At 65.1% G+C, this 25867-nt stretch carries 26 protein-coding genes; 11 read left to right on the top strand and 15 right to left on the bottom strand.

Going from position 1 to position 25867, the window contains the following annotated elements; genetic code table 11:
• The first annotated feature begins 5 nt into the window (after positions 1–5).
• Positions 6–938, top strand: coding sequence for a transcriptional regulator GcvA (gene gcvA, locus LB524_RS20275; RefSeq protein ID WP_015315059.1), 933 nt, complete (start codon positions 6–8; stop codon positions 936–938).
• Between the two features lie 4 nt (positions 939–942).
• On the opposite strand, the gene LB524_RS20270 is transcribed toward gcvA, so the two are convergent.
• The 7 genes from LB524_RS20270 to tsaD are packed head-to-tail and all read right to left on the bottom strand — an operon-like array spanning position 943 to position 5720.
• A complete protein-coding gene (locus tag LB524_RS20270) occupies positions 943–1686 on the bottom strand; it encodes a glycosyltransferase family 25 protein (protein WP_015315060.1) in 744 nt (247 codons plus the stop codon).
• A gap of 13 nt (positions 1687–1699) precedes the next feature.
• The gene (locus LB524_RS20265; protein WP_015315061.1) at positions 1700–2116 is read right to left on the bottom strand and encodes a DUF1761 domain-containing protein; all 417 of its coding nucleotides are present in this window, start codon (positions 2114–2116) and stop codon (positions 1700–1702) included.
• 21 nt (positions 2117–2137) lie between these two features.
• Positions 2138–2863 (bottom strand): class I SAM-dependent methyltransferase, encoded by a 726-nt coding sequence (locus LB524_RS20260; RefSeq protein ID WP_174361965.1) that lies wholly within the window; start codon positions 2861–2863, stop codon positions 2138–2140.
• Positions 2818–3243, bottom strand: a complete 426-nt coding sequence (locus LB524_RS20255; RefSeq protein WP_015315063.1) for an EVE domain-containing protein — start codon at positions 3241–3243, stop codon at positions 2818–2820. Before LB524_RS20255 ends, LB524_RS20260 begins: the two co-directional genes overlap by 46 nt.
• A 39-nt stretch (positions 3244–3282) precedes the next feature.
• Complete coding sequence (locus tag LB524_RS20250) at positions 3283–3579, bottom strand: YciI-like protein (protein WP_140874593.1); 297 nt, start codon at positions 3577–3579, stop codon at positions 3283–3285.
• A gap of 36 nt (positions 3580–3615) precedes the next feature.
• A complete protein-coding gene (locus LB524_RS20245; protein WP_224529612.1) occupies positions 3616–4638 on the bottom strand; it encodes an NAD(P)H-dependent glycerol-3-phosphate dehydrogenase in 1023 nt (340 codons plus the stop codon).
• Positions 4635–5720 (bottom strand): tRNA (adenosine(37)-N6)-threonylcarbamoyltransferase complex transferase subunit TsaD, encoded by a 1086-nt coding sequence (gene tsaD / locus LB524_RS20240; protein WP_224529798.1) that lies wholly within the window; start codon positions 5718–5720, stop codon positions 4635–4637. The genes LB524_RS20245 and tsaD overlap by 4 nt, the downstream gene beginning before the upstream one ends.
• A gap of 101 nt (positions 5721–5821) precedes the next feature.
• Here tsaD and hemC point away from each other — a divergent pair, with 101 nt between their 5' ends.
• From hemC to LB524_RS20210, 6 genes are all read left to right on the top strand, one after another.
• A complete protein-coding gene (gene hemC, locus LB524_RS20235) occupies positions 5822–6748 on the top strand; it encodes a hydroxymethylbilane synthase (RefSeq protein ID WP_224529610.1) in 927 nt (308 codons plus the stop codon).
• A gap of 2 nt (positions 6749–6750) precedes the next feature.
• A complete protein-coding gene (locus LB524_RS20230; protein WP_015315068.1) occupies positions 6751–7467 on the top strand; it encodes a uroporphyrinogen-III synthase in 717 nt (238 codons plus the stop codon).
• Between the two features lie 109 nt (positions 7468–7576).
• Positions 7577–9055, top strand: a complete 1479-nt coding sequence (locus tag LB524_RS20225; protein ID WP_224529608.1) for a COG4223 family protein — start codon at positions 7577–7579, stop codon at positions 9053–9055.
• Between the two features lie 10 nt (positions 9056–9065).
• Positions 9066–10658 (top strand): heme biosynthesis protein HemY, encoded by a 1593-nt coding sequence (locus LB524_RS20220; protein WP_224529606.1) that lies wholly within the window; start codon positions 9066–9068, stop codon positions 10656–10658.
• Between the two features lie 37 nt (positions 10659–10695).
• The gene (locus tag LB524_RS20215) at positions 10696–11175 is read left to right on the top strand and encodes a TerB family tellurite resistance protein (RefSeq protein ID WP_015315071.1); all 480 of its coding nucleotides are present in this window, start codon (positions 10696–10698) and stop codon (positions 11173–11175) included.
• Between the two features lie 15 nt (positions 11176–11190).
• A complete protein-coding gene (locus LB524_RS20210) occupies positions 11191–11907 on the top strand; it encodes a glutamine amidotransferase (protein WP_140719786.1) in 717 nt (238 codons plus the stop codon).
• Positions 11908–11944: 37 nt separating this feature from the next.
• Here the strand turns inward: LB524_RS20210 and LB524_RS20205 are convergent, their stop codons facing one another.
• From LB524_RS20205 to LB524_RS20170, 8 genes are all read right to left on the bottom strand, one after another.
• Positions 11945–12214 (bottom strand): hypothetical protein, encoded by a 270-nt coding sequence (locus tag LB524_RS20205; protein ID WP_051041236.1) that lies wholly within the window; start codon positions 12212–12214, stop codon positions 11945–11947.
• 15 nt (positions 12215–12229) lie between these two features.
• Complete coding sequence (locus tag LB524_RS20200) at positions 12230–13468, bottom strand: MFS transporter (RefSeq protein ID WP_224529604.1); 1239 nt, start codon at positions 13466–13468, stop codon at positions 12230–12232.
• A 158-nt stretch (positions 13469–13626) separates the two neighbouring features.
• Positions 13627–14727 (bottom strand): aminotransferase class I/II-fold pyridoxal phosphate-dependent enzyme, encoded by a 1101-nt coding sequence (locus LB524_RS20195; RefSeq protein ID WP_224529602.1) that lies wholly within the window; start codon positions 14725–14727, stop codon positions 13627–13629.
• 125 nt (positions 14728–14852) lie between these two features.
• Positions 14853–15335, bottom strand: coding sequence for a MucR family transcriptional regulator (locus tag LB524_RS20190; RefSeq protein WP_015315076.1), 483 nt, complete (start codon positions 15333–15335; stop codon positions 14853–14855).
• Between the two features lie 189 nt (positions 15336–15524).
• The gene (locus tag LB524_RS20185; RefSeq protein WP_224529601.1) at positions 15525–16229 is read right to left on the bottom strand and encodes an ROK family protein; all 705 of its coding nucleotides are present in this window, start codon (positions 16227–16229) and stop codon (positions 15525–15527) included.
• A gap of 14 nt (positions 16230–16243) precedes the next feature.
• Positions 16244–17620, bottom strand: coding sequence for a glucose-6-phosphate dehydrogenase (gene zwf / locus LB524_RS20180; protein ID WP_224529599.1), 1377 nt, complete (start codon positions 17618–17620; stop codon positions 16244–16246).
• A gap of 22 nt (positions 17621–17642) precedes the next feature.
• Positions 17643–18659: a phosphogluconate dehydrogenase (NAD(+)-dependent, decarboxylating) gene (gnd, locus tag LB524_RS20175; RefSeq protein ID WP_224529597.1), complete on the bottom strand. Its 1017-nt coding sequence runs from the start codon at positions 18657–18659 to the stop codon at positions 17643–17645.
• A 48-nt stretch (positions 18660–18707) separates the two neighbouring features.
• On the bottom strand, positions 18708–21125 hold the full coding sequence (locus LB524_RS20170) for a glucan 1,4-alpha-glucosidase (RefSeq protein WP_224529595.1): 2418 nt from the start codon (positions 21123–21125) through the stop codon (positions 18708–18710).
• A 210-nt stretch (positions 21126–21335) separates the two neighbouring features.
• On the opposite strand from LB524_RS20170, the gene LB524_RS20165 reads away from it, so the two are divergent.
• From LB524_RS20165 to LB524_RS20150, 4 genes are read left to right on the top strand one after another with little or no spacing between them, the layout of a single operon-like run.
• Entirely contained in the window at positions 21336–22349 is a 1014-nt protein-coding gene (locus tag LB524_RS20165; protein WP_140822767.1) for an ABC transporter substrate-binding protein, read from the top strand.
• A gap of 49 nt (positions 22350–22398) precedes the next feature.
• Positions 22399–23919 (top strand): sugar ABC transporter ATP-binding protein, encoded by a 1521-nt coding sequence (locus tag LB524_RS20160; protein ID WP_224529594.1) that lies wholly within the window; start codon positions 22399–22401, stop codon positions 23917–23919.
• A gap of 1 nt (position 23920) precedes the next feature.
• Positions 23921–24916: an ABC transporter permease gene (locus LB524_RS20155; protein WP_181177736.1), complete on the top strand. Its 996-nt coding sequence runs from the start codon at positions 23921–23923 to the stop codon at positions 24914–24916.
• Positions 24904–25851, top strand: a complete 948-nt coding sequence (locus LB524_RS20150) for an ABC transporter permease (protein ID WP_023771850.1) — start codon at positions 24904–24906, stop codon at positions 25849–25851. The genes LB524_RS20155 and LB524_RS20150 overlap by 13 nt, the downstream gene beginning before the upstream one ends.
• Positions 25852–25867 lie beyond the last annotated feature (16 nt).

Here is a 25867-nt window from a genome sequence, read left to right as displayed (position 1 = left end):
CGCTGATGGCAGCGCTCTTGCCGGGAACGCGGGCGCTCAGGACGCTGGAGGCGGCGGCCCGGCACCTCAATTTCACCCGCGCCGCCGACGAGCTCGGCCTGACGCCTGCCGCCGTCAGCCACCAGATCAAGGAAATCGAGGATCAGCTCGGCATCGTGCTGTTCACCCGCACCAGCCGCACCATCCGGCTGACGGAGGCGGGCACGGTGCTTTACGAGGCGGCGACCGACACGCTCGACCTGCTTGGCCGCGCCGTGATGCGGGCGCGCAAGATGGCGCGCGGCACCGAATTCCTGAAGGTGACGCTGGATGCGCAGTTCGCGGCGAAATGGCTGATGCGGCGCGTCGAGAATTTCCGCCAGCAGCGGCCGGGCATCGAACTCAGGTTCGACATCGCCTATGGCTTGCGCGATTTCGATCTCGACGACGTCGATGTCGGCATCCGCTTCGGCGCCGGCAAATATCCGGGGCTCAGCGCACACCGCCTGTTCGACAACATCATCATTCCGGTGTGCAGTCCGGGCCTCCTGACATCGGGGCCGCCCCTGCGCGAGCCGCGCGACCTGTTCAACCACACGCTTGCCCATATCGAATGGGCCCGCCAGGGCGTGACATGGCCGAACTGGCGCATGTGGATGGCGGCGGCCGGCATCAACGATTTCGACGACAGCCGCACCGTGGTCTTCGGCACATCGACGGATGCGGTGCAGGCAGCGCTCGACGGCAATGCCGTCGCGCTCGCCGATTTCGCCATGGTGGCAAACGACCTGTCCGAGGGCCGGCTGGTGCGGCCCTTTGAGCTCAGCATCAGGGTTGCGCCGGAATACGCTTATTTCCTGGTTTATCCCCAGGCCATGGCCGACGATCCCCGCATTGTCGCCTTCCGCGAATGGATCCTAGAGGAAGTTTCCAGGACGCGGACAGCGGACAAGGTGTAGTCCCTCAGGACCGGGCGTTGTGGCCGAAGATCATGCGTCGGTATTTCTTCACGTTCCATTTCAGCTTCTTGTAGAGCAGCGGCTGCATCTTGCCGGCGACGGAAGTCTGGAACGCACCGTTTTCGCTGCCTTGCTCGACGATTGGCCGCTCGAACCACAGCATCTCAACGCCCAGCTTTTCGTCCATCTGTTCGATCTGGTGGTCGATCACGGTGTAGATCTTGTGTTGATCGATCCAGGCACAACGGGCTTCGGCGACCGAACGGGTGATGAGATAGGAATCCGCGCACCTGGCATGCAGTGCCGGGTAGAGCCTCTGGCCCCTGCGCAATTTCCAGCTCGGCGTGTAGTAGTTGCTGCCGTTGCCGAAATAGATGACGGCCTTGCGCATCGGGCTGCCGAGTTCGGCCAGCCCTTGCCGGAATTTGGCGACGAAGTCGCGCGCGAGGAAGACGTCATCCTCGAAGACCAGGCAATAGGGCAGGTCGGTTTCGAGGAAGTCGCGCCAGATGCCGACATGCTTCAGCGCCAGCGAGACCTGCGCCGGGTGGACAAAATCGGGAGCGACCAATTCAGCACGGATTTCCGGGGTGATATCCGCCCTGTCCCAGTCGGTGTAGAAGGTGACCGGCACGCCGCGCCGGTCGAACTCGCGCACGATGTGCCGGCGCCGGTCGTCGTAGCCCTGCTTGACGTGACAGATCCTGGTGAACACCAGGTCGCGGGGAAATCCGGACTTATCCGCCATCGTCAACGCACCGTCAGCTTGCAGCGGCGCCGAACCAGCCGATCACCGCGCCGATGATCAACAGCACGCCAAGCCAGTGACCTCCGTCAATGACAGTCAGGTCCCAGCCGAAATTCTCGTAGCGATGGTTGACCGACAGCGTCGTGGCGACAAAACCCAGCCAAAGCACGAAACCGAAGATCAGTCCGGCCAGCCAGGTCGGCTCACCACCCGTCATCGCGCCGACGACCAGGGCCATGATGTAGGCCATCAGCAGTTCGGCGATGAAGGAGATGACGAAGGGCAGAGGCGATTTCTTCATCGTCGCCGGATCGAGCCTGGCGGCCTTCAGCCAGGGCTTGCTCAACGCCATGTACCAGGCGGCGCCGAACAGCCAGGCCACGACGGCGGCGGCGATCACCGCCAGCCAATTCACCGCTGAAAAATCCATGCGTTCCCCTCCTGTGCGGTTTTATGGAAACGCCTGTTCGGCGATGGCGTCAAGCAGTCGCCATACCGTGGTGCGTTTGACTTCGGCATCCTCCAGCGCCCTTGTCACCGGCACCTGATAGACGGCAAGCGGCTCCAGCCCCGATCGCGGCAGATAGGACCGGCCGGGATCGCCGACCAGAATGTCGGCGCCACGCCGTTTGAGCGTCGAAAACCACGGCATCAGCCGGTCGGCGAAGGGTTTGTCGTAGAAGACGTCGCCTGCCAGGACCACGTCCCAGCCCGCATCGGTGCCCACACAGTCCGTGCCGAGGAACGCGATGCCGACGCCGTTGGCCTCGCTGTTGAGGCGGATCGCGGTGGCGCAGAACGGGTCGATGTCGGCGGCGGTTACCTCGGCAGCGCCCGCCTTGACGGCGGCGATGGCGACGAGTCCGGAGCCCGAAGCGAAATCGAGCACGCGCTTGCCTCGGACCATATCGGGATTGTCGATGACATAGCGGGCGAGGCCCTGGCCGCCCGCCCAGGCAAACGCCCAAAAGGGCGGCGGCAGGCCGATCTCGACAAGTTCGTCCTCTGTTCGCTGCCAGAGATCATGCGCTTCGTCGGCGAGGTGAAGGCGAATTTCTGGCACATGCGGCGGCGCCATCAGCGCCGTGTTGTCGAGAATGAATTGCTTGGCGCTATCGGGTGTAAGTGCCGTCACGGCGCAGGCATCAGGCCGCCCATGCGGCAGACTTCCTTCCATTCGGCCGGGGTCACCGGCTGCACGGAAAGCCGTCCGAGCCGCACCAGCGCCATCTCGGCCAGTTTCGGATTGGCTTTGACTTCTTCCAGCGTCGGCGGGTTCGGCATGTCCCTGACGGCGCGGATGTCGACACACTCCCAGCGCGGATCATCCGACGTGGTGTCGGGATGGGCCAGCGCGCAGACCTCGGCAATGCCGACCACGTTCAGGCCGTCGTTGGAATGGTAGAAGAAGCCGAGATCGCCGACCTGCATGGCCTTCATGTTGTTGCGGGCGGCGTAGTTGCGCACGCCGTCCCATTGGGTGCCGGCCTTGCCCTTGGCCTTCAACGCCTCGAAGGAGAAAACCGAGGGTTCGGATTTGAACAGCCAGTAGTTCATTTTCTCTCCTCCTTGCGGCCCAGTCGCGGGCGCCGCGAATTAACTAGCCGCCGGCTTGTTGAACGTCCAGTTCCACTGGCGGATTTCGACGCTTTCGAACAGGCCGGCCTTGGCGTAGGGGTCGGCGGCCGACAGAGCCTGCGCGCTGGGCAGATCGGGGGCCTCGACCACCACGAGGCTGCCATTGGGCTTGCCGTCGGCGTCGAGGAACGGACCGGCAAAGGCCAATTTCTTGTCGCCGTTCAGCCCTTCGAGAAAGGCGACATGCTCGGGCCGCGTGTCGAGGCGCACCTGCAGGCCTCCGGGCTTGTCCTTGCAGATCAGAGCAAACAGCATGGTCTTTCTCCTGGGTGGTTGGATCAGAGTGTGGGATCAATCGTTGGTTTCGGTCTTCAGCGGCCGGGTCATCAGCGCCGTCACGGCCTGCCCGATGGTGATGGTGCCATCCAGTATGGCGGCGACCGCGGCGATGATCGGCGCATCGATTTCGCGCTCGGCGGCGATGCGGGCGGCGATCGCCGCGGTCGGCACGCCCTCGGCCAGCGGCAATCCGGAAAGTGCCTTGCCCTGTCCGAGCGCCAGCCCATAGGCGAAATTGCGCGACTGCGCCGACGAGCAGGTAAGCAGCAGGTCGCCAAGCCCGGAAAGCCCCATCAGGGTCTCGGGCCTGGCGCCGAAGGCGGCACCGATGCGGCGCAGTTCGACAAAGCCGCGCGTCACCATGGCCGCCTGTGCGCTGGCGCCGAGCCCGGCCCCGGTGACAGCGCCGGCGGCGATGGCGAAGACGTTCTTCAAGGCGCCGCCGATCTCGACGCCGATCAAGTCGTCGCTCGAATAGCAGCGCAGGTTTTCAGCCGAAAATCGGGCGGCAAGGTTGGCGGCAAGCGCCTCGTCGCCGGCGGCCACCACCACCGCCGTCGGCAGGCCGCGGGCGACATCGCTGGCAAAGCTCGGCCCTGACAGCGCTGCGACCGGGTTTGGCGGCAAGATTTCCGCAGCGATTGCCGACAGCAAGGCGCCGGTGTCGCGCTCGATGCCCTTGGCGCAGAGCACGAGCGGAATGCCGGCCGGCATATGATCCCTGGCGGCGGCCAGCGTGGCCCGCAACGCCTGAGCCGGCGTCACCGTCAGCACGCAATCGGCCCCAGTGAGGGCTGCCTCCATGTCGCTCGTCGCCTTGATGCCGGGCGCGATGGCGATGCCCGGGAGATAGCGTGGGTTCTCGCCCCGGCCGATCGCAGCCACGGTTTCAGGGTCACGCGCGAACAGCCGCACCGTATGGCCGGCGCGCAGCATGGCCAGCGCCAGCGCCGTGCCCCAGGCGCCGCCGCCGAGCACGGCGACATGCCAGCCGCTTTTGTCCGGACCCTCGCTGTTCGTGGCTCGATCGGTCATGCTTTGGCTCCGCGACGGCCGGAGCCGACCATTGGCGCCGAGACGCTGTCCAGCGGCCAGCGCGAGCGCGGCACGAAATCGAAGCCGTTCTCCTGCGCCATGCCTTCTCGCAGACGTTCGATACCGGCCCAGGCGATCATCGCCGCGTTGTCGGTGCAAAGCTTCAGGGGTGGCGCGACGAAGCTGAAACCGGCGTCGGTGCAAAGCCGCTCCAGCGTTGTCTTGACCGTGCGGTTGGCGGCGACGCCGCCGGCGACGACCAGCGCCGGGTTTTTGGTGCCAGGGAATGTTTCGCGAAAGCGTTCCAGCGAGCGAGAAACACGGTCGGCGAGCGCATCGGCGACGGCCGCCTGGAACGAGGCGCAGATGTCGGCGACATCCTGGTCGCTCAAGGGCTCGATCGCGGTCGCCGCCTGGCGCACCGCGGTCTTCAGGCCGGAGAAGGAGAAATCGGGCTGTGCCGAGCCTTTCATCGGCCGTGGGAAGGCAAAACGCGATGCATTGCCTGACAGCGCTGCCTTCTCGACATTGGGACCGCCGGGATAGGGCAGGCCGAGCATTTTGGCGGTCTTGTCGAAGGCTTCGCCGAGCGCGTCATCGATGGTGGTGGCCCAGCGCTGGTAGTCGCCAACGCCGCGCACGGCCAAAATCTGCGTATGGCCGCCGGAGACCAGCAGCAAGAGATAAGGGAATTCGAGCCCGTCGGTCAGCCGCGCCGTCAAGGCGTGGCCTTCGAGGTGATTGACGGCGATCAGCGGCTTGCCGGCCGCCGCGGCGATCGCCTTGGCCGTCATCAACCCGACGATCAGTCCGCCGACGAGGCCTGGTCCGGCGGTCGCGGCGATCGCATCGAGCTCGGCCAGCGCCATGCCCGCATCGGCGAGTGCGGCCTCGATAATGCCGTCCAGTGCCTCGACGTGGGCGCGCGCGGCGATCTCCGGCACGACGCCGCCGAAGGCGGCATGTTCCTCGATCTGGGAGAGCACGATGTTGGACAGGATTTTCGGCGCGGCATCGCCCTCCAGCGCCACGACGCTGGCGGCGGTCTCATCGCAACTCGTCTCAATGCCCAGAACGCGGATCAATTCGTCGCTCTCTCCAGAGATTGTATGTCAGGGCGTTCCTCGTTAGGAGAGTGCCCGGAAACGCAAAGCCAGCCGGGGGTTATCACGGACCGCGCGCCATGCAAACAATCTTGAAAATCGGAACACGCGGCAGCCCGCTGGCATTGGCGCAGGCGCATGAAACACAGGCGCGGCTGATGGCCGCGCACCGCATGCCGGCGGAGGCGTTCGAGGTTGTCGTCATCTCGACCAGCGGCGACCGCATCCAGGACCGGCCGCTGTCGGAGGCTGGCGGCAAAGGCCTGTTCACCAAGGAAATCGAGGAAGCCCTGCTCGCCGGCGCGATCGACATCGCCGTGCATTCGTCGAAGGACATGCCGACGCAATTGCCGCCCGGCCTGGAACTCTCCGCCTTCCTGCCGCGCGAGGATGCGCGCGATGCCTTTGTGGGCAGGGCGGCGAAGACGATCGCGGAACTGCCGCAAGGGGCGAAAGTCGGCTCCTCGTCGCTGCGGCGGCAGGCGTTGATCCGCCGCATGCGGCCGGACCTCGACGTGGTGATGTTCCGCGGCAATGTGCAGACGCGGCTGCGCAAGCTGGACGAAGGGGTCGCGAGCGGCACCATCCTTGCCTATGCCGGCCTGAAGCGGCTGGGCCTGGAAGATGTTGCCACCGATTTGATGCCGCTGGACAGCTTCCCGCCGGCACCAGGCCAGGGTGCGATCGGCATCGAGACACGGATCGGCGACCGCGATGTCGAGAAGATGCTGGTGGCGATCCACGATGTGGCGACCGGGCAGGCACTCGCCTGCGAGCGCGCTTTCCTGGCGGCGCTCGATGGCTCCTGCCGCACGCCTATTGCCGGCTATGCCGCGATCGAGGCCGGAAAGCTCTCTTTCGCCGGGCTGATCATCTCGCCCGACGGCACGCAGTCGCACGCGGTCGAGCTACAAGGGCCGGCACAGGACGCCGCCCGCATCGGTGATGAAGCGGCGCGGACGGCGCGTGCCAAGGCCGGCGAAAAGTTCTTCCACGGCTGGCTCTGAAGATGCTCCGCGTGCTGGTCACCAGACCGGAGCCGGGTGCGTCGCGCACCGCGCGAAAGCTGGAGGAGATGGGTTTTGAGCCTCTTCTTCTGCCCTTGACGGAGACGATGGCGTTGCCGGTCGATGCCAAGGCGATTCCGGAAGACGTGGCAGTCGTCGCCATCACCAGCGCTAATGCGGTGCGCCACGCCCCCAGAGATCTGATTGCGGTGCTGTCCAATCTGCCTTGTCATGCTGTCGGCAGGAGGACCGCGGAGGCCGCGCGCAAAGCCGGCTTTCTCTCGGTCAACGAGGGGCCCGGCGATGCCGAGGCGCTGGCCGACGGCATGGCAATCGCGTTTTCCGGCAAAACAATCGTCTATCTCTGCGGGCGCGTGCGATTTCCCGCCTTCGAGCAGAAGCTGGAAGCAGCTCACGCCCAGGTCCATGCCGTCGAGACTTATGACACGCTTGCGGTGAGCTATTCGGACGAAGCGATCCTTCCTCTGATATCCGGTCAATCCGTCGATGCGGTGCTGCTCTATTCGGCCATGGCCGCTGCCGAAATGCAGACACTGGCCAGGCGACTTACCTTGCAGCAGGCCTTTGAAAAGACCCGTTTTTTTGCTCTTTCCGCGCGCATTGCCGCCGCTTTCGGCGACGGCACCGGCAAAGCAATGCACGTTGCCGCGCGGCCCGACGAGGAGGCGCTGCTGGCACTTTTGCGGGCACGGCCCTGACCCGCGTCATCACACCGCCCCTTTTCACCGCTTGGTGATGTGCTAGACCCTTTCTGAACCATCACGCGCCGCCAGGCGTTGAGACGAAGCGAATTTGCGGAGCCCCTGCATGGTCAAGACGCCGAAGATGCGACACTCGAAAGGCCGCCGCGAGCCGGTGACCATCGATCTCGATCCGGGCGCCGTCTCACGCATCGTCGACGAGGATGTCGCCAAGAATACCGCCCAGACCGATGAGGCGAAGGCCGAGGAAGCGGCGAACGCCTCGCGGCCAGAGCCGCCGGACGAGCCGGTACATGCCGATCAGGCGGATCTCGAACCTTGGGAGCATGGCGATGCAGCCGCCGGGCAGCCTGGCACCCACGCGCCACCGCAAGCCGAGGCCAAATCCACTGAGCCGGAAATGCTTTATCCCGGTTCGGATACACCCCCCAACCGCGCCAAGGCTTCCGACTACAATTTCGAGGATGCAACCGCCAAAACCGCCGAGACCAAGGTGGCTTCCGGTAAAACCGACGCAAGGAGCGAACCGATGGCCACGCAGCCGAAGCGGGGCGGCCTCAACGGCATCGCCGCCGGTATCATCGGTGGTGTCATCGCCCTGGTCGGCGCCGGTGGCCTGCAATTTGCCGGCCTGCTCGGTGCGCCGGGTGCCGCTCCCGGTGTCTCGCTCGACGGCGTCAATGGCGAGATCGCCTCGTTGAAAAGCGAAATCGCGGATATGAGGGAAGCCGGCGGCAGCGGCGGTGCATCGGCCAAGGTCGACGGCCTGTCGTCGGCGCTGAATCAGGTCAAGAGCGATGTCGCGGCGCTGAAATCGGCGGTCGAACAGGGTGGCGCGGGCGACAATGCCGGGCTTGCCGCAGTGGGCGACAAAGTCAAACAGATCGAAACCACGGTGGCGGCCCTCGGCAAAGCCGGCAGCGCGGCGCCTGTCGATCTCGGACCGCTCAACGAAAAGCTGGCGGGTCTCGATGCGCTGGTGAAGTCGACGGGCGAGGCGGCGAAGGCACAGGAAGGCCGTCTCTCCGCGCTGGAGCAGTCGGTGTCGCAGCTTTCCGGCAAGGTCGATGCGCAGGCGTCGCAGCCAAAGATCGCACTCGCCATCGCTGCCTCGGCGCTGAAGGCGGCGCTCGATCGCGGCGCGCCGTTTTCGGCCGAACTCGATACGCTGGCCGCGATTTCGCCTGATGCGCCCGAACTCGCGACCTTGCGGCCCTATGCGGAAAAGGGCGTGCCGACCCGTACCGAGATCGCATCGCAGATGGATGCCGCCGCCAATGCCATGGTCGCCGCCGCGACGCCGGTCGATCAGAATGCCGGCTTCCTTCAGAACCTGATGTCGAGCGCTGAATCGCTGGTCAAGGTCCGGCCGATCGGTGCCGTCGAAGGCCCCGGCGCACCGGAAACCGTGGCGCGCATGGAGGTTGCGGTCACGCAGGGCGACTATGCCAAGGCACTCAGCGAATATGACACGCTGCCGGAAGCCGCGAAGGCCGCGGGCGCCGACTTTGCCGGCAAACTGAAGGCGCGCATCGAGGTCGAAACCCAGGTCGACGCGCTGATCTCTGGCGCGATGAAGACATGAGGGCAACACGATGATCCGCCTGCTCGCCTTCCTCATCGTCGTCTTCGCGCTCGGGCTGGGCTTTGCCTGGCTGGCCGATCGGCCGGGCGACATGGTCGTCACCTTCAATGGTTATCAGTACCAGGTGAGCCTCATGGTGGCGGCGGTTGCCGTTGTCGCTGTCGTCGCCGCGGTGATGATTGTCTGGTGGCTCATCAAGTCGCTGTGGAACAGTCCCTACACCATCTCGCGCTATTTTCGCGTGCGCCGCCGCGACCGTGGCTATCAGGCGCTGTCGACCGGCATGATCGCCGCCGGCGCCGGCGACGGGGCGCTGGCCCGCAAGAAGACCAAGGAAGCGGCCAAGCTGATCCGCTCCGACCAGGAGCCGCTGATCCATCTGCTCGAGGCACAGGCATCGCTGCTCGAAGGCGACCATGAAGGCGCGCGCCAAAAATTCGAGAGCATGCTCGACGATCCCGAAATGCGGCTGCTTGGCCTGCGTGGGCTTTACCTGGAAGCCGAACGACTGGGTGACCGCAACGCCGCCCGGCACTATGCCGGCCGTGCCGCCGCAGTGGCGCCGCAATTGGCCTGGGCGGCCGAATCGACGCTGGAGGAAATGACCGCGCGCGGCGACTGGGATGGCGCGCTGAAACTGGTCGACGCGCAGAAGTCGACGCGGCAGATCGAGCGTGACGCCGCCAACCGCCGCCGCGCGGTGCTGTTGACTGCCAAGGCGCAGTCGCTTGCGGACAGCGATCCCGCGGCTGCCAGGACAGCGGCGATCGAGGCCAACAGATTGCAGCCGGATTTTGCCCCCGCCGCCGTTGCCGCCGCCGCGGCGCTGTTCAGGCAGAACGACGTGCGCAAGGGTTCGAAGATCCTCGAAGCGGCATGGAAGGCCGAGCCGCATCCCGAGATTGCCGAGCTCTACACCCATGCGAGGCCGGGTGACGCCGTGCTCGATCGGCTCAACCGGGCAAAGAAGCTGCAGGAGATGAAGAAGAACCACGCTGAATCGTCAATGACGGTGGCGCGTGCCGCGCTCGACGCGCAGGATTTTTCAACCGCCCGCCGCGAGGCAGAGGCCGCGATCCGGATGGACCGACGCGAGGGCGCCTATCTGCTGCTCGCCGACATCGAGGAGGCCGAGACCGGTGATCAGGGCAAGGTGCGGCAGCTGCTGTCCAAGGCGGTGCGAGCCCCGCGCGATCCGGCCTGGGTCGCCGACGGCGTCGTCTCCGAGCGCTGGGCGCCGGTCTCGCCGGTCACCGGCCGGCTCGACGCCTTCGAATGGCGCGCGCCGATGGAGCGGCTTGGCCAGCTGATCGACAGCCACGATGAGCCGGACGCCCCGGCAGTGGCCATCGAGGCGCCGGGCAGGCCGGAAAGGCCGGTCGAGGTGATCGATCACGCCGCACCGGGCGACGAGGCGACGGGCAAAGACGCCGAAAGCCGCGAGGATCACGTCACCCCGGTCACGGCCGCCGCCTTTGCCGCGGTGCCCGCCGACGCCGAGGCCGTCGAGCCGGCGGAAGAACTGGCGCGGCTGCCGGATGATCCAGGCGTCGATCCGGACGACGAGGCGGAAAAGTCGCCCCGCCGTTTCCGGCTGTTTTGATTTTGGGCAGGCCGTTGGGCCGTTTGGGAATGAATTGATGTTCGAGCGCGTTCTGTCGTTTCTCAGGGATTTGCCGGCCGGCTCCGGCAGCCATGCCAGCACGGACGATCCGCGCGTCGCGGCCTCGGCGCTGCTCTATCACGTGATGAATGCCGACGGCGTGCGCCAGGATGTCGAATGGGAGCGGTTCAAGGCGGTGCTGGCGCAAAGCTATTCGATCAGCGGCGCCGAACTCGAAGCACTCGCCGCCGCCGGCGAGCGGGCCGACAACGAGGCAATCGACCTCTACGCCTTCACCAGCGTGCTCAAGCGCCACCTCGACGCGGAGGGGCGCAAGGCGTTCATCGGCCTGATGTGGGAGATCGTTTATGCCGATGGCGAGCTGCATGAGCTGGAGGACAACACGGTGTGGCGTGTCGCCGAGCTGATCGGCGTCGAACGCCACGACCGCGTCGAGGCGCGCCGCAAGGCGGCGGCGCACGCGCCGGGCGCCACTGGAACATCCTCGGACGAATAGGATTTTCGCCGTCCCATGCCGCGCCAGACGAGGTCGAAACCAAAAGTCCTGATCGTGCTGCATCAGGAGAATTCGAGCCCCGGACGCGTCGGCCACATGCTGCTCGAAGAGGGCTTCGATCTCGACATCCGCCGCCCGCCGCTCGGCGACGCCTTGCCGGAAACGCTGGATGGCCACGCCGGCACGGTCGTCTTCGGCGGTCCGATGAGCGCCAATGACGAGGACGAGTTCGTCCGTCGCGAGACCAACTGGCTGCAGATTCCACTCAGGGAGAACCGGCCACTGCTCGGCATCTGTCTTGGGGCGCAGATGCTGGCCAATCATCTCGGCGGCAAGGTCGAGGGCCATGGCGAAGGGCTGGTCGAGATCGGCTGGTATCCGCTGAAAGCGACCGAGGCCGGCAAGAAACTGATGCACTGGCCAGAGATGGTCTACCAGTTCCATCGTGAAGGCTTTTCGCTGCCGAGCGACGCGACGCTGCTGGCCACGAACGAGACCTATCCCAACCAGGCCTTCCGCTATGGCGATAATGCCTGGGGCATCCAGTTCCACGGCGAACTGACCCGAGTGATGATGCAGCGCTGGGTGGTGCGCGGCGCCCATCGCTTCGAGCTGCCCGGTGCGCAGCCCGGCCGCGACCATCTCGGCGGCCGCCTGATCTGGGACATGCATTTGAAGCGCTGGCTCGACGAGTTTTTGCGCGCGATTTTTGGTGAGCCAGTGGCGCGTTAGTGCCGGGCCGGTGCTCTGAACCGCCGACGCCTAAAAACTAGTCCGAAAACGTTACGCTCACGCCGCGCTGCCGAAAATAAGCCTGCATCAACTTGCGGCCCGAGCGGTTGCTCTGCGCCAATTTGGCAGGATCGAACACCGCCTGTTTTATCCCCTCTCGCGCCAGCGCTGCCTTGAGCGTCGCGATATGGGCGTCGATGTCGGCATTGTCCGCCCTGAGCGACGCGTAGATATTTTCGGTCGCTTCGGCCACGGTCGGTTCGCTCACTTGTGTTGTCCTTTGGTTGGTTCGGCGGCGGCTTAGCATAGATTCGCTGCCCCGTCAGTTTCGTCCTTTGAGGTGCCTCACCTTGCGCAGCGCCGGGAACAGATAGGCCCACAGGCCGGCAACCGCGACGGCGCCGATGCCGCCGATGACCACCGCCGGAACCGTGCCGATCAGCGCCGCCATGGTGCCGGCGCGAAATTCGCCGACCTCGTTGGAGGCACCGACGAAGACCTGGTTGACGGCGTTGACGCGGCCGCGCACCTCGTCGGGCGTCCACAGCTGGATCAGCGTCTCCCTGATGTAGACACTGAACATGTCGGTGGCTCCGAGCAGGGCAAGTGCCACAATCGAGAGCCAGGTGAGCGTCGACAGGCCGAACAGCACGGTGCAGGCGCCGAACGCCGCCACGAAGCTCAGCATGATCTTGCCGGCACGGTCGCGGATCGGATGGCCCGCAAGCCAGACGGCGACGCAGATGGCGCCGATCCCAGGCGCCGAACGCAGCAGGCCGAGGCCCCAGGGGCCAAGTTGGAGGATGTCACGCGCATAGACCGGCAGCAGCGCCGAGGCGCCGGACAGAAGCACGGCGAAGAGGTCGAGCGAGATGGCGCCAAGCACGATCTTCTCGCTCCAGATGTAGCGGAAGCCGGCAAACAGCGTCTCCATTGTCGGCTTGTCGGTGGCGGTCTGTTGCGCGGGCTTGGGAATGGTGAAGATCAGCAACGCGGCGGCGAGCATCAGGACTGCGGCCGTCGCATAGGCCACTTCCGCCGACACGCCATAGAGCAAGCCGCCGGCGACCGGGCCGACAATCGTCGCGGTCTGCCAGGCGGAGGAGTTCCAGGCGATGGCATTGGCGAAATCGCGCTGCGGCACGAGATTGGCGAACAGGGAGGACGAAGCCGGCCCGTAGAAGGCGCGGGCAATGCCGAACATGACCAGCACGGCGAAGATCGGGAGCGGGGTTGTAAGGCCGCGCAGGGTCAAAAACAGCAGAGCCAGCGCGCAGGCGCCTTCGACCAAGGTCGCCAAGGTCATGATGAGCCGGCGGCCGAAACGGTCGGCGACGACACCTGTAACCAGCACCAGAAGCAGCGACGGCAGGAACTGGACGATGCCGACAATGCCAAGATCGAACGGATCGCGCGTCAGATCATAGACCTGCCAGCCGACGGCCACCGAAACGATCATGGTCGCGAAAGTGGTGAGAAAGCGCGCCGTCCAGTAGCTGAAGAAGGCTCTGTGCCGGAAAGCGGCATAGCGCTGCTCCGGCAAGGTTTGTTCTGGTATCATGAAGTGAGGCCCCGTTGCGGTGGGCATCGGCTCGCGGGGCACTTCCCGAATGGGCGCTGTTCGACCAATGGAACTTGGTAAAGTTCGGGGCGGATATGCTTTAAAATCAGATCCGGATCAAGGGACTTTCGATCCGCACCACCGATAGCACGCGGAAGTTACTGCCGCAGCGCAGCTGAAATCGCGTCCAGCCCGCCTTTCAACTCGGCCTCCCTCGGCCAGCCGAAGCCGACGCGGAAGAAGCGCTTTTCCATTTCGAACCAGTGGCCGGGCCCGACATAGGTGCCGTGATCTTCCAGCAGCCTGACATAGAAGCGATCGAGGTCGAAGCCGGGTTCGACATCGAGGCGCGGGAAACCGACGACACCGCCTTCGGGCCGCACCCAGTCGACCAGCGGCTCGCGGTCGATCCAGGCCTGGACGATGTCCCGGCGCCTGGCCATTTCGGGCAGCAGCTTTGCCAGGAAAGCGTCCCGGCCTTCCAGCATGCCGCGCGCTATGCCTTCGTCGATGACGCTGCCGCAGATGCCGATCTGCTCCTTGGCGGCCAGAAATGTCTCCTGAAGGGCCGCATCCCTGGTGATCAGCCAGCCGATGCGGATGCCGGGAATGCCGAAGGCTTTCGACAGCGACGAGACGCTGATGGCTTTTTTGCTCAGCGAGGCCGCCAAAGGCAGGCGCCTGCCATAGGAGAGATCGCGATAGGTTTCGTCGACCAGCAGATAGCAGCCGCTGGTCTCGGCGAGCGCGACCAGCGCGTCCAATTCGGCACGGCTCATCATGGTGCCGGTCGGATTGTGCGGGCAAGTAACGCTGATCAGCTTCGTGTTCGGCCGCATCGCGGCCCTGACGCGCTCGACGTCGATGGCGAAGCCTTCGTCGAAGGCGAGGTCGACAAAGCTGATGGCGCAGCCGATCGCCCGCGGCGTTTCGATGTTGGTGGCGTAGTTGGGCCTGATGACGACGAGGTGATCGCTGGCGGAGAGCAGCGAGGTGGAGATGATGAACAACGCGCCGGCCGCACCGGCCGTGACCAGCACATCGTCGGGCGCGATGCCGGCATCCTGCGCGGCGATCAGCGCGCGCAATTCCTTGTCGCCGCGATGCTCGCCATAGAAGAGGGTCAGATCAGGCAGCGAGAGGCCGATGTCGGAGAGTTTCTGATCGGCGATCGAACTTTCGGAGAGGTTGTAACGGATGCGGTCGTAACCGTACTCCTCCGGCGCTTCTCTCTCGATCACCATCCTGGTGTAATTCATGGCTTCCCCCAGATCGTCTTGTCCCAGGGTATCCAAGCCACAAAAGCACGAAGCCTGCCAAGGCGAATTCGCCGGCAGGCTTCTATTCCAGTCGTCCTAACAATTGGCTCAGCGTCCAAATCGCCTCAGGCCGAGACTTTGGCCTTTCGGCCCTTGCCTTTGACGGCGGCGACCACGGCGGCCTTGCGGCCGAGGCCGATCGACTTCGCCAGTTCGGAGCGCGAAGCCGCGTAGTTGGGGGCAACCATCGGATAGTCGGAAGGCAGGCCCCATTTGGCGCGATAGGCGTCCGGCGTCAGGCCGAAATGCACGCCGAGATGACGCTTCAGCGATTTGAATTTCTTGCCGTCCTCGAGGCAGATGATGAAATCCGGCGTCACCGACTTCTTCGGGTTGACGGCCGGGACCAGCGGTGCCGCCACCGGGGCGACCGGCTGGCCGAGCCCACTGATCGAGGCGCTGACGCTGGCGATCAGCTCGGGAAGGCCGGACGCAGGCAGGCGATTCTTCTCGACATAGGCCGATACGATATGGGCCGTCAGCTCGAGAAGGTCGAGTGTCTTGCTGGCGTGGCTGTTTTCGTCGGTCAATCTATTTCCTCCATCCATGGCGCATAACCTCGAAAATGGGGCCGTTTTCAAAAAGGATGATGCGCAAAATTAAAGTGGGTCGTCTTCGTGCGTCGCGCGCGACGCGATGTAGTGGGGCTGACTTCCTAGTCGGCAAATCTGCGCAATGCAATCTATCGCCGCGACATAACACGGCATTTTGAACAACTATACTAAGCTGTAATAATATCAGACGATCAGCGCCTTGTCGCGCCACAGACGAAATCCGCCTTCGAAGGCGCGTGTGTTGTCACCGCGCCTGGAGTCGGGGGGCAATTCGTCTAGCTTGTCGACATTGCCGCCGCCGATGACGACATAGTCTGGCTGCAGGGCGGCGCGCAGCCGGTTGACGACGTCGAAGACATGACCGCGCCACTTCTTCTTGCCGCGCTTTACGAGGCCACGTTCACCGACATAGTCCTCGAAACTCTGGCCTTTTCTGTAGGGAAGGTGGGCGAGTTCCATCGGCTGGCCGACATTGTCGAGGACCATCGCGGCACCGAGGCCGGTTCCGAGGCCGAGGAACAGCATGCGCCCGCCCTCATAGCTGCCGAGGGCCTGCATCAGCGCGTCATTGACCACCTTGACCGGCTTGCCGAACTCAGCGGTGAAATCGAAGGCGGCCCAGCCCTTGCCGAGATTCATGGGATCGAGCACCGGCTTGTTTTGACGCACGGGGCCCGGATAGCCCATCGAGATGACGTCGTAGGACAGGCCGTCGGCGAGCTTCTTCACCTTGTCGATCATCTGCCCTGGCGTCAGGTCAGGCCCGGAATCCGTCCGGCGCTCGGTGCCACCGTCGCTGGTCAGGATCTTGACGTGCGACCCGCCAATGTCGATCGAAAGGACTACCTGCCCGGTGTCCGACGCGGCCTTCTTAACCACCTTGGCCATCTCGTCCCCTCCACTCATGCGACCGGGTCGATCCAGCCATTGGGCGGCCCGAAGCCGGCCATGGCGTCCGCTGGCCCCCACGTCTTCGGCTCGTAAAGATGCGGCGGCGTGGTGTCGCCGAGCACCGGACCGACGATGCGCCAGGCGAGTTCGGCGGCGTCCTGGCGGGTGAAGAGCTGGCCGTTGCCGTTCATGGCGTCGCCGATCAGCCGTTCATAGGGCGGCATGTCGCCCTTCGAATCGTCGAGCGCGGTGAGTTCCACCTGCTCGCCAATCATGTCGTCGCCCGGCGCCTTGCGCTGGGCGCCGATGGCGATCATCACCTGCGGGTCGATGCGGAAGCGGACGTAATTCTGGTCGGCGGGCTTGATCGGGTCGAAGACGTCGAGCGGCGGCCGTTTCAGCCGCACCACCACCTCGGTGACATGCACCGGCATGTTCTTGCCGGCGCGGATGAAGAACGGCACGTCCTGCCAGCGCCAGGTGTCGACGAAGAAGCGCACCGCCGCGAAGGTCTCCACCGGCGAGTTCGGCGCCACGCCGGGCTCGGCGAGATAGCCGGTGAACTGGCCGCGCACGACATCGTCTTTCGTCAATGTCCGGATGGCGCGCAACACCTGCACCTTCTCGTCGATCAGGTCGTCGGCGGAGCGGCCGACCGGCGGCTCCATGGCCAGGAGCAGCAGGATGTTGAGCAGATGGTTCTCGATGACGTCGCGGATGGCGCCAACATCGTCATAGAACCGCCCGCGCCCCTCGACGCCGAAATCCTCCGCCATGGTGATCTGCACACTCTCGACGTAATTGCGGTTCCAGATCGGCTCCAGCAGGGAGTTGGCGAAGCGGAAATAGAGCAGGTTCTGGATCGCCTCCTTGCCGAGATAGTGGTCGATGCGGAAGATCGACTGTTCGTCGAACACCAGGTGCAGCACTCGGTTCAGCCAGCGCGCCGACTGCAGATCGTGGCCGAACGGCTTTTCGACCATCAGCCGCGCGCCGTGCGCGGTGCCGGATTGCTCCAGCCCTTGCACGACGGTCTCGAACATGGACGGCGGCACCGCCATGTAATGCAGCGGCCGCTGGGCGCTGCCGAGTGCCGTCTTCAGCTTCTCGAAGGTCGTGGGATCGCGATAGTCGCCGCTGACATAGCGCAGCAGCGACGCGAACTTGGCGAAGACCGTCTCATCGACGGCGCCCAGGGCATGGACGATGCCGTCGCGGGCGCGGTCCTGCAACTGCTTCAAATCCCAGGCGTCGAAGGCGACGCCGATCACCGGTTCGGTGAGCGTGCCCTTGGCGACCATCTGGTAAAGCGCTGGAAATATCTTCTTGTGGGCGAGGTCGCCGGTCGCTCCGAAGAGCACCAGCGTATCGGACCGTTCCTGGCTCATGCGTGCGTCTCCCCTGTCGCCGTCACTTGCCGCCCTTCGGCTTTTCGATGTGCCCGCCAAAGGCATAGCGCATGGCAGACAACAGCTTGTCGGCGAATTCGGATTCGCCTTGCGAGGAGAAGCGGTCGAACAGGGCCGACGACAGCACCGGTGCCGGCACGCCGGTGTCGATCGCCGCCTTCAGCGTCCAGCGGCCCTCGCCGGAATCCGAGAGCCGGCCGCCGAATTGCGCCAGACCCGGATCGCTCTTCAGCGCACCGGCGGTGAGATCGAGCAGCCAGGAGCCGATGACGCTGCCATGCCGCCACACCTCCGCCACCTGCGGAAGGTCGATGTCGAACTGGTAGTATTGCGGGTTTTCCAGCGGGCTTGTCTCGGCGTCCGCCGTCCGCTGCCGTTTGCCGGCATTGGCCGACTTCAGGATGTTCATGCCTTCGGCATAGGCGGCCATGACGCCGTATTCGATGCCGTTGTGCACCATCTTGACGAAATGGCCGGCGCCGCTCGGTCCGCAATGCAGGTAGCCATAGGGCGCGGTGCCGGCGGTCTTGTCCGGGGTGGGCGCTCCGGCATCAGCGCCAGGCGCCAGCGTGGCAAAGACCGAATCGAGGTGCTGCACGGCCACGTCGGGACCGCCGATCATCAGGCAGTAGCCGCGCTCCAGCCCCCAGACGCCGCCACTGGTGCCGACATCGACAAGATGCATGCCCTTGGTGGCCAGTTTCGCGGCCTGGTCGACGGCGTCGTGATAGTAGGAATTGCCGCCGTCGATGACGATGTCGCCGGGCTCCATCAGCGCCGCGACCTGATCGATGATCCTGCCGGTGATCGCCGCCGGCAGCATCAGCCAGACACAGCGCGGCTTGGCCAGCTTGCCGACGAATTCCTCCAGGGATGCCGCCCCCAAGGCGCCGTCGCTCACAAGCGCCGCGACGCTGGCCGGGTTGATGTCATAGACGACGCATTCGTGGCCGTCGCGCATCAGCCGCCGCACCATGTTGGCGCCCATCCGGCCCAGTCCCATCATTCCGATCTGCATGGTTTCGTCCCTGTTCCTAGAGATTTTCTGGGGTTGTCGAGGAAGGATCTACTGGCTGTCCTGCGCGCCTGACATGACGGAGAAGTCGACATTCTCCCAATCGCCGGTTCCGGGCCAGAAAAAAGTGAAGATCAGCGTGCTTCCGTTGGGAAGGCTGGCCGTGGGCAGATCGACAAGGTGAAGGCCGAAAGCGTTTTCCGCTGTCCGGCTGTCGTGGGCGGTTGCCCAATTGTCCGTGCTCCAATGGATGGTGGCCGCCGTCAACAGCTCGACGCGCAATGTCTTGCCCTCCGGCAGTGCGCGGATCTTGTTGTTGAAGCGCCATGCCCTGAACGACGATACGGTCTTGTCCTGGATGTAGCGCTTCACGCCTTGCGGCGGCATGTCGAAGACGGCGCCGTCGCGTAGCGAGCGCAGCAGCTTGATGTGTTCGGAATGCGCCCAGACCAGTGGCATGGCGCTGCCCGATGGCTTGCCATGCAGCAGCTCGCGCTCGGGAATATCGGCGCCGTCCCACACCTGTTCGGGCAGCAGGCCGCCAGGCCCGGCCGACCGCTCCAGCGCATCGAGCAAGCTGGACGCCTTGTCCTTGCGCCCGGCGGCCAGCTCGTAATGCGCCCTTTCGCCGGCAAGCAGGGGCCACGGCCGGCCCTGGCCGGTGCCGTCGAAGGGCGCGCCATCCTCATGCTCGCCATAGCCGTCGCTGTTATAGCGGTACCAGAGCGGCCCTTGTGGCAGTTCGCAGCGCAGCAGCGCGTCGATGACCTTGACGGTGTCGACGATGCGCGGATCGTCGGTGGCCCTCAGGCCAAAGCGCACCAGGGCCAGCGCGTCCGGGCTGACGATTTCCTCGGCCGGTCGGTCGGTGTCGCCTGGTGGCCGGTTCTTGATCGGCACATAGCCGTCCTTCGGCGAGCCGGCTTCGGGGTCGTCTGGCGGCGCAATGCGGACGTAATAGCCGCCGACCCCGACGGCCTTGCAGATGGCGGTGCCGGTGACATAGGTCCAGCGTTCGACCTGGTCGTTCCAGCAGTCGGCGGTTTCGCGCAGGTAGGCCGCCTCCGCCGCTTTGCCGTAGGCGTCGAGCAGGTCGGCGCCGGCAAGCAGTGCCGCGATCTCGACGGCCAGCGTGAACGGGCTATAGCCGGCGTCTTCTTCCCAGCGGTCCTCGCCGGTGACCGGACCATTGCGCACGACATAGGAGGCGGCGCGTTCGATCATCGGCAGGAAGGCCTTCAGCCTGGCATGCGGCAAGTGGCCAGCGCGATGCAGGGCATCCGCCAGCAGCAAGGGAAAGGCGCATTCGTCCATCTGGATGCCGGGCCAATAGGCCGTGCCGTCGAGCCAGGCGTTCTGCGGCCAATGGCCGTCCGGCTGCTGGACGGAGCGGAGATATTCCAGGATCCGCAGTGCCGAGGCGGCATCGCCGGCGGCGAGAAAGCCGCCCGCCGTTTCGACCAGGTCGCGCGGCCAGACCAGATGGTAGCCGCCGAGATCATCGTCGCCTTTGTTGAACCCCCATGGGATCGACAGGCTGGCCACCGCAGCGCCGGGCATTGCCGACGACCGGTGGGTTGCCAGCACCGCGGTGGAGACGCGGTAGCTGTTCACTCCGGGGACCGCGTGGCGGTCCAGTGGCAGCAGCCCCGCCTGCCATTCGCGCCATTGTTCGACGTAGGATTTCGCCGCCGGTTCAAAACCCCGCTCCAGGCTGGCGAAGGCGTTTTCGGCGGCTTCGTCCGGTGTCGTCCCAAAACCCAGCGCCAGCATGGTTTTTGTGTTGGCGGCGGTGAAGCCGATCTCGCCGGTCAGCGCGACATTGCCGTCCTCGGCACGCCGGCAAGCCGTGTCGAGCTTGCCGGCGCTGTTGAGTTGCTGCCAGCCGTCGGAGAAGCCGACATAGCCGGCCGAGCAATCCCGCCAGGGCAGGGACGAGGCCAGCGCCAGGCAGGTGCCGCGCCCCGAGGCAAACAGGACGGGTTTTCCCTGGTACTCGCCGATCCAGGCGGTGTTGCCCATGCCGGCATTGACCAGATGCGGCGCCAGAAGCGCGTAGACGCGGTAGTCGGCCGCGGAGCCCTTGAGCGGGCTGAAGGTGATTTCCTGCAGCAAGGTCGGGCGCGCCGGATCGGCCAGAATACGCTTCTCGATCCGGTAGGCGCCGTCGTCGGCTGTATTGACCAGCCTGTAGGCGGGCACGCCGTCCTCGAACGGCTCTATGCCGTGCGAGGCATCGCGCTTCTCCTCGGAGAAATAGCCATCCATGCCGGTGACGATCAGGCCGAGGTCGCGCGTGCAGGCGCTGTCGACGCGCGGATAGTACACCTCGTTCAGGATGCCGTGGCTGGTGGTGAACCAGACGCGGCTGGACGGCGAAAGCGCCGAGCCGACTCCGCTCTTGGCGCTAGAGGTCCAGCGCGCGGGAATTCCCGGTGCGCCCGGCGGCACAGTCGGCGTCACTGCCATGCTTGTTCGCTCTCCTGGCCCGCATGCCTAGCCATCAAACGAAGCCATTTCAATCAGCGCACCGCAAGTTGATCGCCGGCGCACATCGGATTGCAGTTGACAGCCCGCCGGCCTTCTGCACTTTTGTCTGACAATAGATAAAAAACAGGATCTCAATCGCGAAATTCGTCGACAATCAAACTGATCAGCAACTCTTGGGAGGAGTATCACATGAAGAAACTATTGGTTCTCAGCACGCTTGCGGCGGTGCTCGCGGCCGGTACGGCTTTTGCCGACACCAGCGGCAAGAAGATCGCGTTCTCCAACAATTATGCCGGCAATTCGTGGCGGCAGGCGATGCTCGACAGCTATGGCATCGTCACCAAGAAGGCCGTCGACGACAAGATCGTCGGCTCGGCTGATGTCTTCACCACTGCCGACAAGGAGGTGCCGACCCAGGCCGCCCAGGTGCAGAACCTGATCCTGCAGGGCTATGACGCCATCGTCATCAACGCCGCCTCGCCGGATGCGCTCAACGGCGCCATCAAGCAGGCCTGCGATGCCGGCATCACCGTCGTCTCCTTCGACGGCACCGTCACCGAGCCCTGCGCCTACCGCGTCGTCGTCGACTTCAAGGACATGGGCAAGCAGGAAGTCGAACAGATGGCCAAGTTCCAGCCCAAGGGCGGCAATCTGCTTGAAATCCGGGGGCTTGCCGGCACCTCGATCGATGATGCCATCCACGCAGGCATCCTCGAAGGCGTGGCCGCGCATCCCGAATTCAAGATCGTCGGTTCTGTCACCGGCGACTGGGACCAGACCACGGCTCAGAAGGCGGTGGCGACCATCCTGCCGTCGCTGCCCGACGTCGTCGGCATCGTCGACCAGGGCGGTGACGGCTATGGCGCCGCGCAAGCCTTCGCCGCCGCCGGCAAGCCGCGCCCGACCATCATCATGGGCAACCGGCAGGATGAATTGAAGTGGTGGAAGGAACAGAAGGACAAGGACGGCTATCAGACCTGGTCGGCTTCGATCGCGCCGGGCGTATCGACGCTCGCCTTCTGGGTGGCGCAGCAGGTGCTCGATGGCCGCAAGGACATTCCGCACGATCTGCTGGTGCCGTATCTGGCCTTCACCCAGGACGATTTCGAGGCGGCCCTGCCCAAGATCAAGGAGGGCGGTGTCGCCACCCACGAATACACGCAGGAAGATGCCATCGCGGCGATCAAAGCCAATATCAAGTGAAAGTCGCAGACGCGTTGCCGCGGGCATCACCGAGCGGATATCGTTGAGCATGGCTGCAGGCGACACGGACATCATCAGACCGGACGGCGCCGAAAACCAATTCGGCGCCGCCAGTGTTGACATCGTAAGACTTGACGGTGCCGAAAAGCATTTCGGCGCCGTCAGGGCGCTGGGCGGGGTGGATTTTCATGTCGGGCCCGGCGAATGCGTCGGCCTCGTCGGCCATAACGGCGCCGGCAAGTCGACGCTGATGCACATGGTGGCCGGGACCTCGACGCCTGACAGCGGCACGATCACCGTGCATGGCGGCATCGAGGACAACTACTCGGTGTCGCGGGCGCAGCAGCGCGGCATACGCTGCGTGTTCCAGGAACTGTCGCTGTGCCCCAATCTCAGCGTCGCCGAAAACACGCGTATCAACCATGCTTCGCTCACCGGCTTCGGCTGGCGGCGCAAGGCGGCAGAGCTGATCGCCGCCAAGCTGGACGAAATCTTTCCGGACCATGGCATCTCGGCCTGGGACATTGTCGGCGATCTGTCGATCGGCCGGCGCCAGATGGTCGAGGTGGCGCGTGCCTTCACCGTGACGCAGGACCGGCTCGACCTGGTCATCCTCGACGAACCGACCTCGTCGCTCGACGCGCACACATCGGGCCAGTTGCTGGCCTTCGTGCGCCGCTTCGTCGCTGGTGGCAAAAGCTGCATCCTGATCTCGCACGTGCTGGGCGAGGTGCTGCGGAACGCCGACCGGATCGTGGTGATGCGCGACGGCAAGGTGGTGGCGTCGGACGCGGCTGGTGACTTTGATCGCGACCGGCTGGTGACCGTGATGGGCGGAGCCGAGGCGCGTGCGAAGACCGCCGCGCAGGCCGCCGCCGCCAACACAGACGCCAATCCGCTGCGCGTGCGGGCGCGGCCGGCCGGACAGGCGGATGGCAAGGACCTCGTCGCGCGCGCGGGCGAGATCATCGGCCTTGCCGGGCTGGCCGGTCACGGACAGACCGACTTGCTGCTGCGCATCTTTGACGCCGCCGCACGCGCCAAGGCCGGCATCGAGGTGACGGCGCCGGTGGCGCTGGTGGCGGGCGACCGCCAGTCCGATGGCATTTTCCCGCAATGGTCGATTGCCGAAAACATTGGCATCCGCTCGCTGGCGCGCTTGCGCAACGGGCTGTTGATTTCACCCCAGCGTGAGGCGGAATTGGCCGCGTTCTGGCAGAAGAAGATCGGCATCCGCACGCCTGACATGAACAACAATATTTTCTCGCTGTCGGGCGGCAACCAGCAGAAAGCGCTGTTCGCCAGGGCGCTCGGCTCCGATGCCCAGATCGTGCTGATGGACGACCCGATGCGCGGCGTCGACATCGGTACCAAGCTGGAGGTCTACGATCTCGTGCGCGAGGAGGCGGGCCGCGGACGCACCTTCCTCTGGTACACGACCGAAACCGAAGAGCTCGACAATTGCGACCACATCTATGTCTTCAAGAACGGCCGCATCGTCGCCAATCTGACGCGCGACGAGCTGACCGAAGAGAAGATCATCCAGTCCTCCTTCGGCGATGCGGCCTGAGATGACGGCGACGCCAATCGACAATGGCTTCAAGGGATCGGCGGCACGCAATGCGGCGGCGCGGGCGCGGCTGTTGCGCGGCCTGCTGCCCGCTCTATCGCTGGCGCTGGTGTTGCTCGCGATCGCCTGGCTCAATCCGCGCGCCATCAGCTATTTCGGCTTCAGTCTGATGTTGAACCTGGCGATTCCGATCGCGCTGGCGACGATCGCGCAGATGTTCGTCATCGCCGGCAACGAGCTTGATCTCTCGATCGGCACCTTTGTCGGTTTTGTCGGTTGCGTCACCGCGACCTGGCTGAAGGATGCGCCGCTCGTTGGAGTCCTTATTCTCGCCGGATCGATCGGCATCTATGCGCTGCTCGGCGCGCTGATCCATCTGCGCAACCTGCCCTCCATCGTGGTGACGCTCGGCATGAGCTTCGTCTGGCAGGGCCTCGCCATTCTCGTCCTGCCAAAACCGGGCGGCAAGGCGCCGGACTGGCTGCTGGCGATCATGTCGTTCAAGCCGCCTTTCATTCCGTTTCCGATCATCGCCGCGCTGCTGATCGCGGCGGTCGTGCATTTCGGCCTGATGCGTACCTCCTACGGGGTGATCCTGCGCGGCTCGGGCGGCAATCCCGCGGCGCTCAAGCGCGCCGGCTGGTCGCTGCTCAAGACCAAGATCGTGCTGTTTGCGCTGGCCGGCCTGTTCGGCGTTCTGTCGGGCATGGCGCTGATCGGCATCACCACCTCGGCCGATGCCAATATCGGCAATGGTTACACGCTGCTGGCCATCGCCGGCGTTATCCTCGGCGGCGGCGAGTTCGTCGGCGGCCGGGTCTCGCCGATCGGCGCCGTCATCGGCGCGCTGACGCTGGCGCTGGCCGCCTCGCCGCTGCTCACCTTCATGCACATTCCGCCCGACTGGCAGGTGGCCGCCAACGGCGCCATCCTGATCATCGTGCTTGCGGCGCGGGTGCTGATCAGCCGCAGGAAAGGTGAGCGATGGCTTCGCTGAAAACCCTGCTCACAAAACCCTGGATCTGGTCGTTTGTCGGTGCGCTGCTGGTGTGGTTGGCGACGATCGCCTTCACCGGGGGCTATGGCGGCGGCGGCATGGTCACGGCGGCATTGTCGCTTGCCGTGTTTACCGTCATCGTCGGCGTCGGCCAGATGTTCGTCATTACGCTTGGACCCGGCAATGTCGACCTGTCGCTGCCGGCCAATATCGGCCTCGCCAGCGCGGTCGCCATGAAGGTGATGGGCGGCAGCGATGCCATGATCCTGGTCGGATTGCTGGCGGCGCTCGCCTGTGGCGCAGCGATCGGCGCCATCAACTATCTCTTGATCTGGGCGCTGCGCATTCCGCCGATCATCGCCACGCTGTCGGCGAGCTTCATCATCCAGTCGGTCGACATCAGCTATGGGCGCGGACTGCAGATCAAGCCGCCGCCTGGCTTCGCCGATTTCACCAACTGGCAGGTGCTGGGCGTGCCCGTGCTGGCGATCCTCACCGTGCTGTTCACCATCGCAGCGGCCATCGCCTTGCAGCGCATGATCTATGGCCGCTCGGTGCTGGCGATCGGCCAGAACATCCGCGCCGCCTGGCTCGCCGGCGTCAATGTCGGGCGCATCCGTTTTCTCACCTATACGCTGTCGGGCGCGCTCGGCGGCATCGACGGCGCGCTGCTCGCCGGTTATTTCCGCGGCGCCAATGTCGACATCGGCAACGAATACCTGCTCGCTTCGATCGCCGTGGTCGTTATTGGCGGCACGTCGGTGGCGGGCGGCAAGGCGAATGTGCCCGGCGTCTGGGGCGCGGCGCTGTTCCTGGTTCTGCTGCTCACCATGCTTAACACATTCGGCGTCAGCGCCGGGGTGCGTCTCCTGCTGACCGGGCTTATCATCGTAGGGGTGATCACGGCTGCGGGCGGCGAGAAGGCGGTGCGCTGACCGCAACGTCTCCGGC

It is taken from the genome of Mesorhizobium sp. ESP6-5 (assembly GCF_020164695.1).
GTDB lineage: Bacteria > Pseudomonadota > Alphaproteobacteria > Rhizobiales > Rhizobiaceae > Mesorhizobium > Mesorhizobium australicum.
The sequence above is the reverse complement of the archived record's forward strand: the minus strand, read 5'-3'. Positions and strand labels throughout refer to the sequence as shown.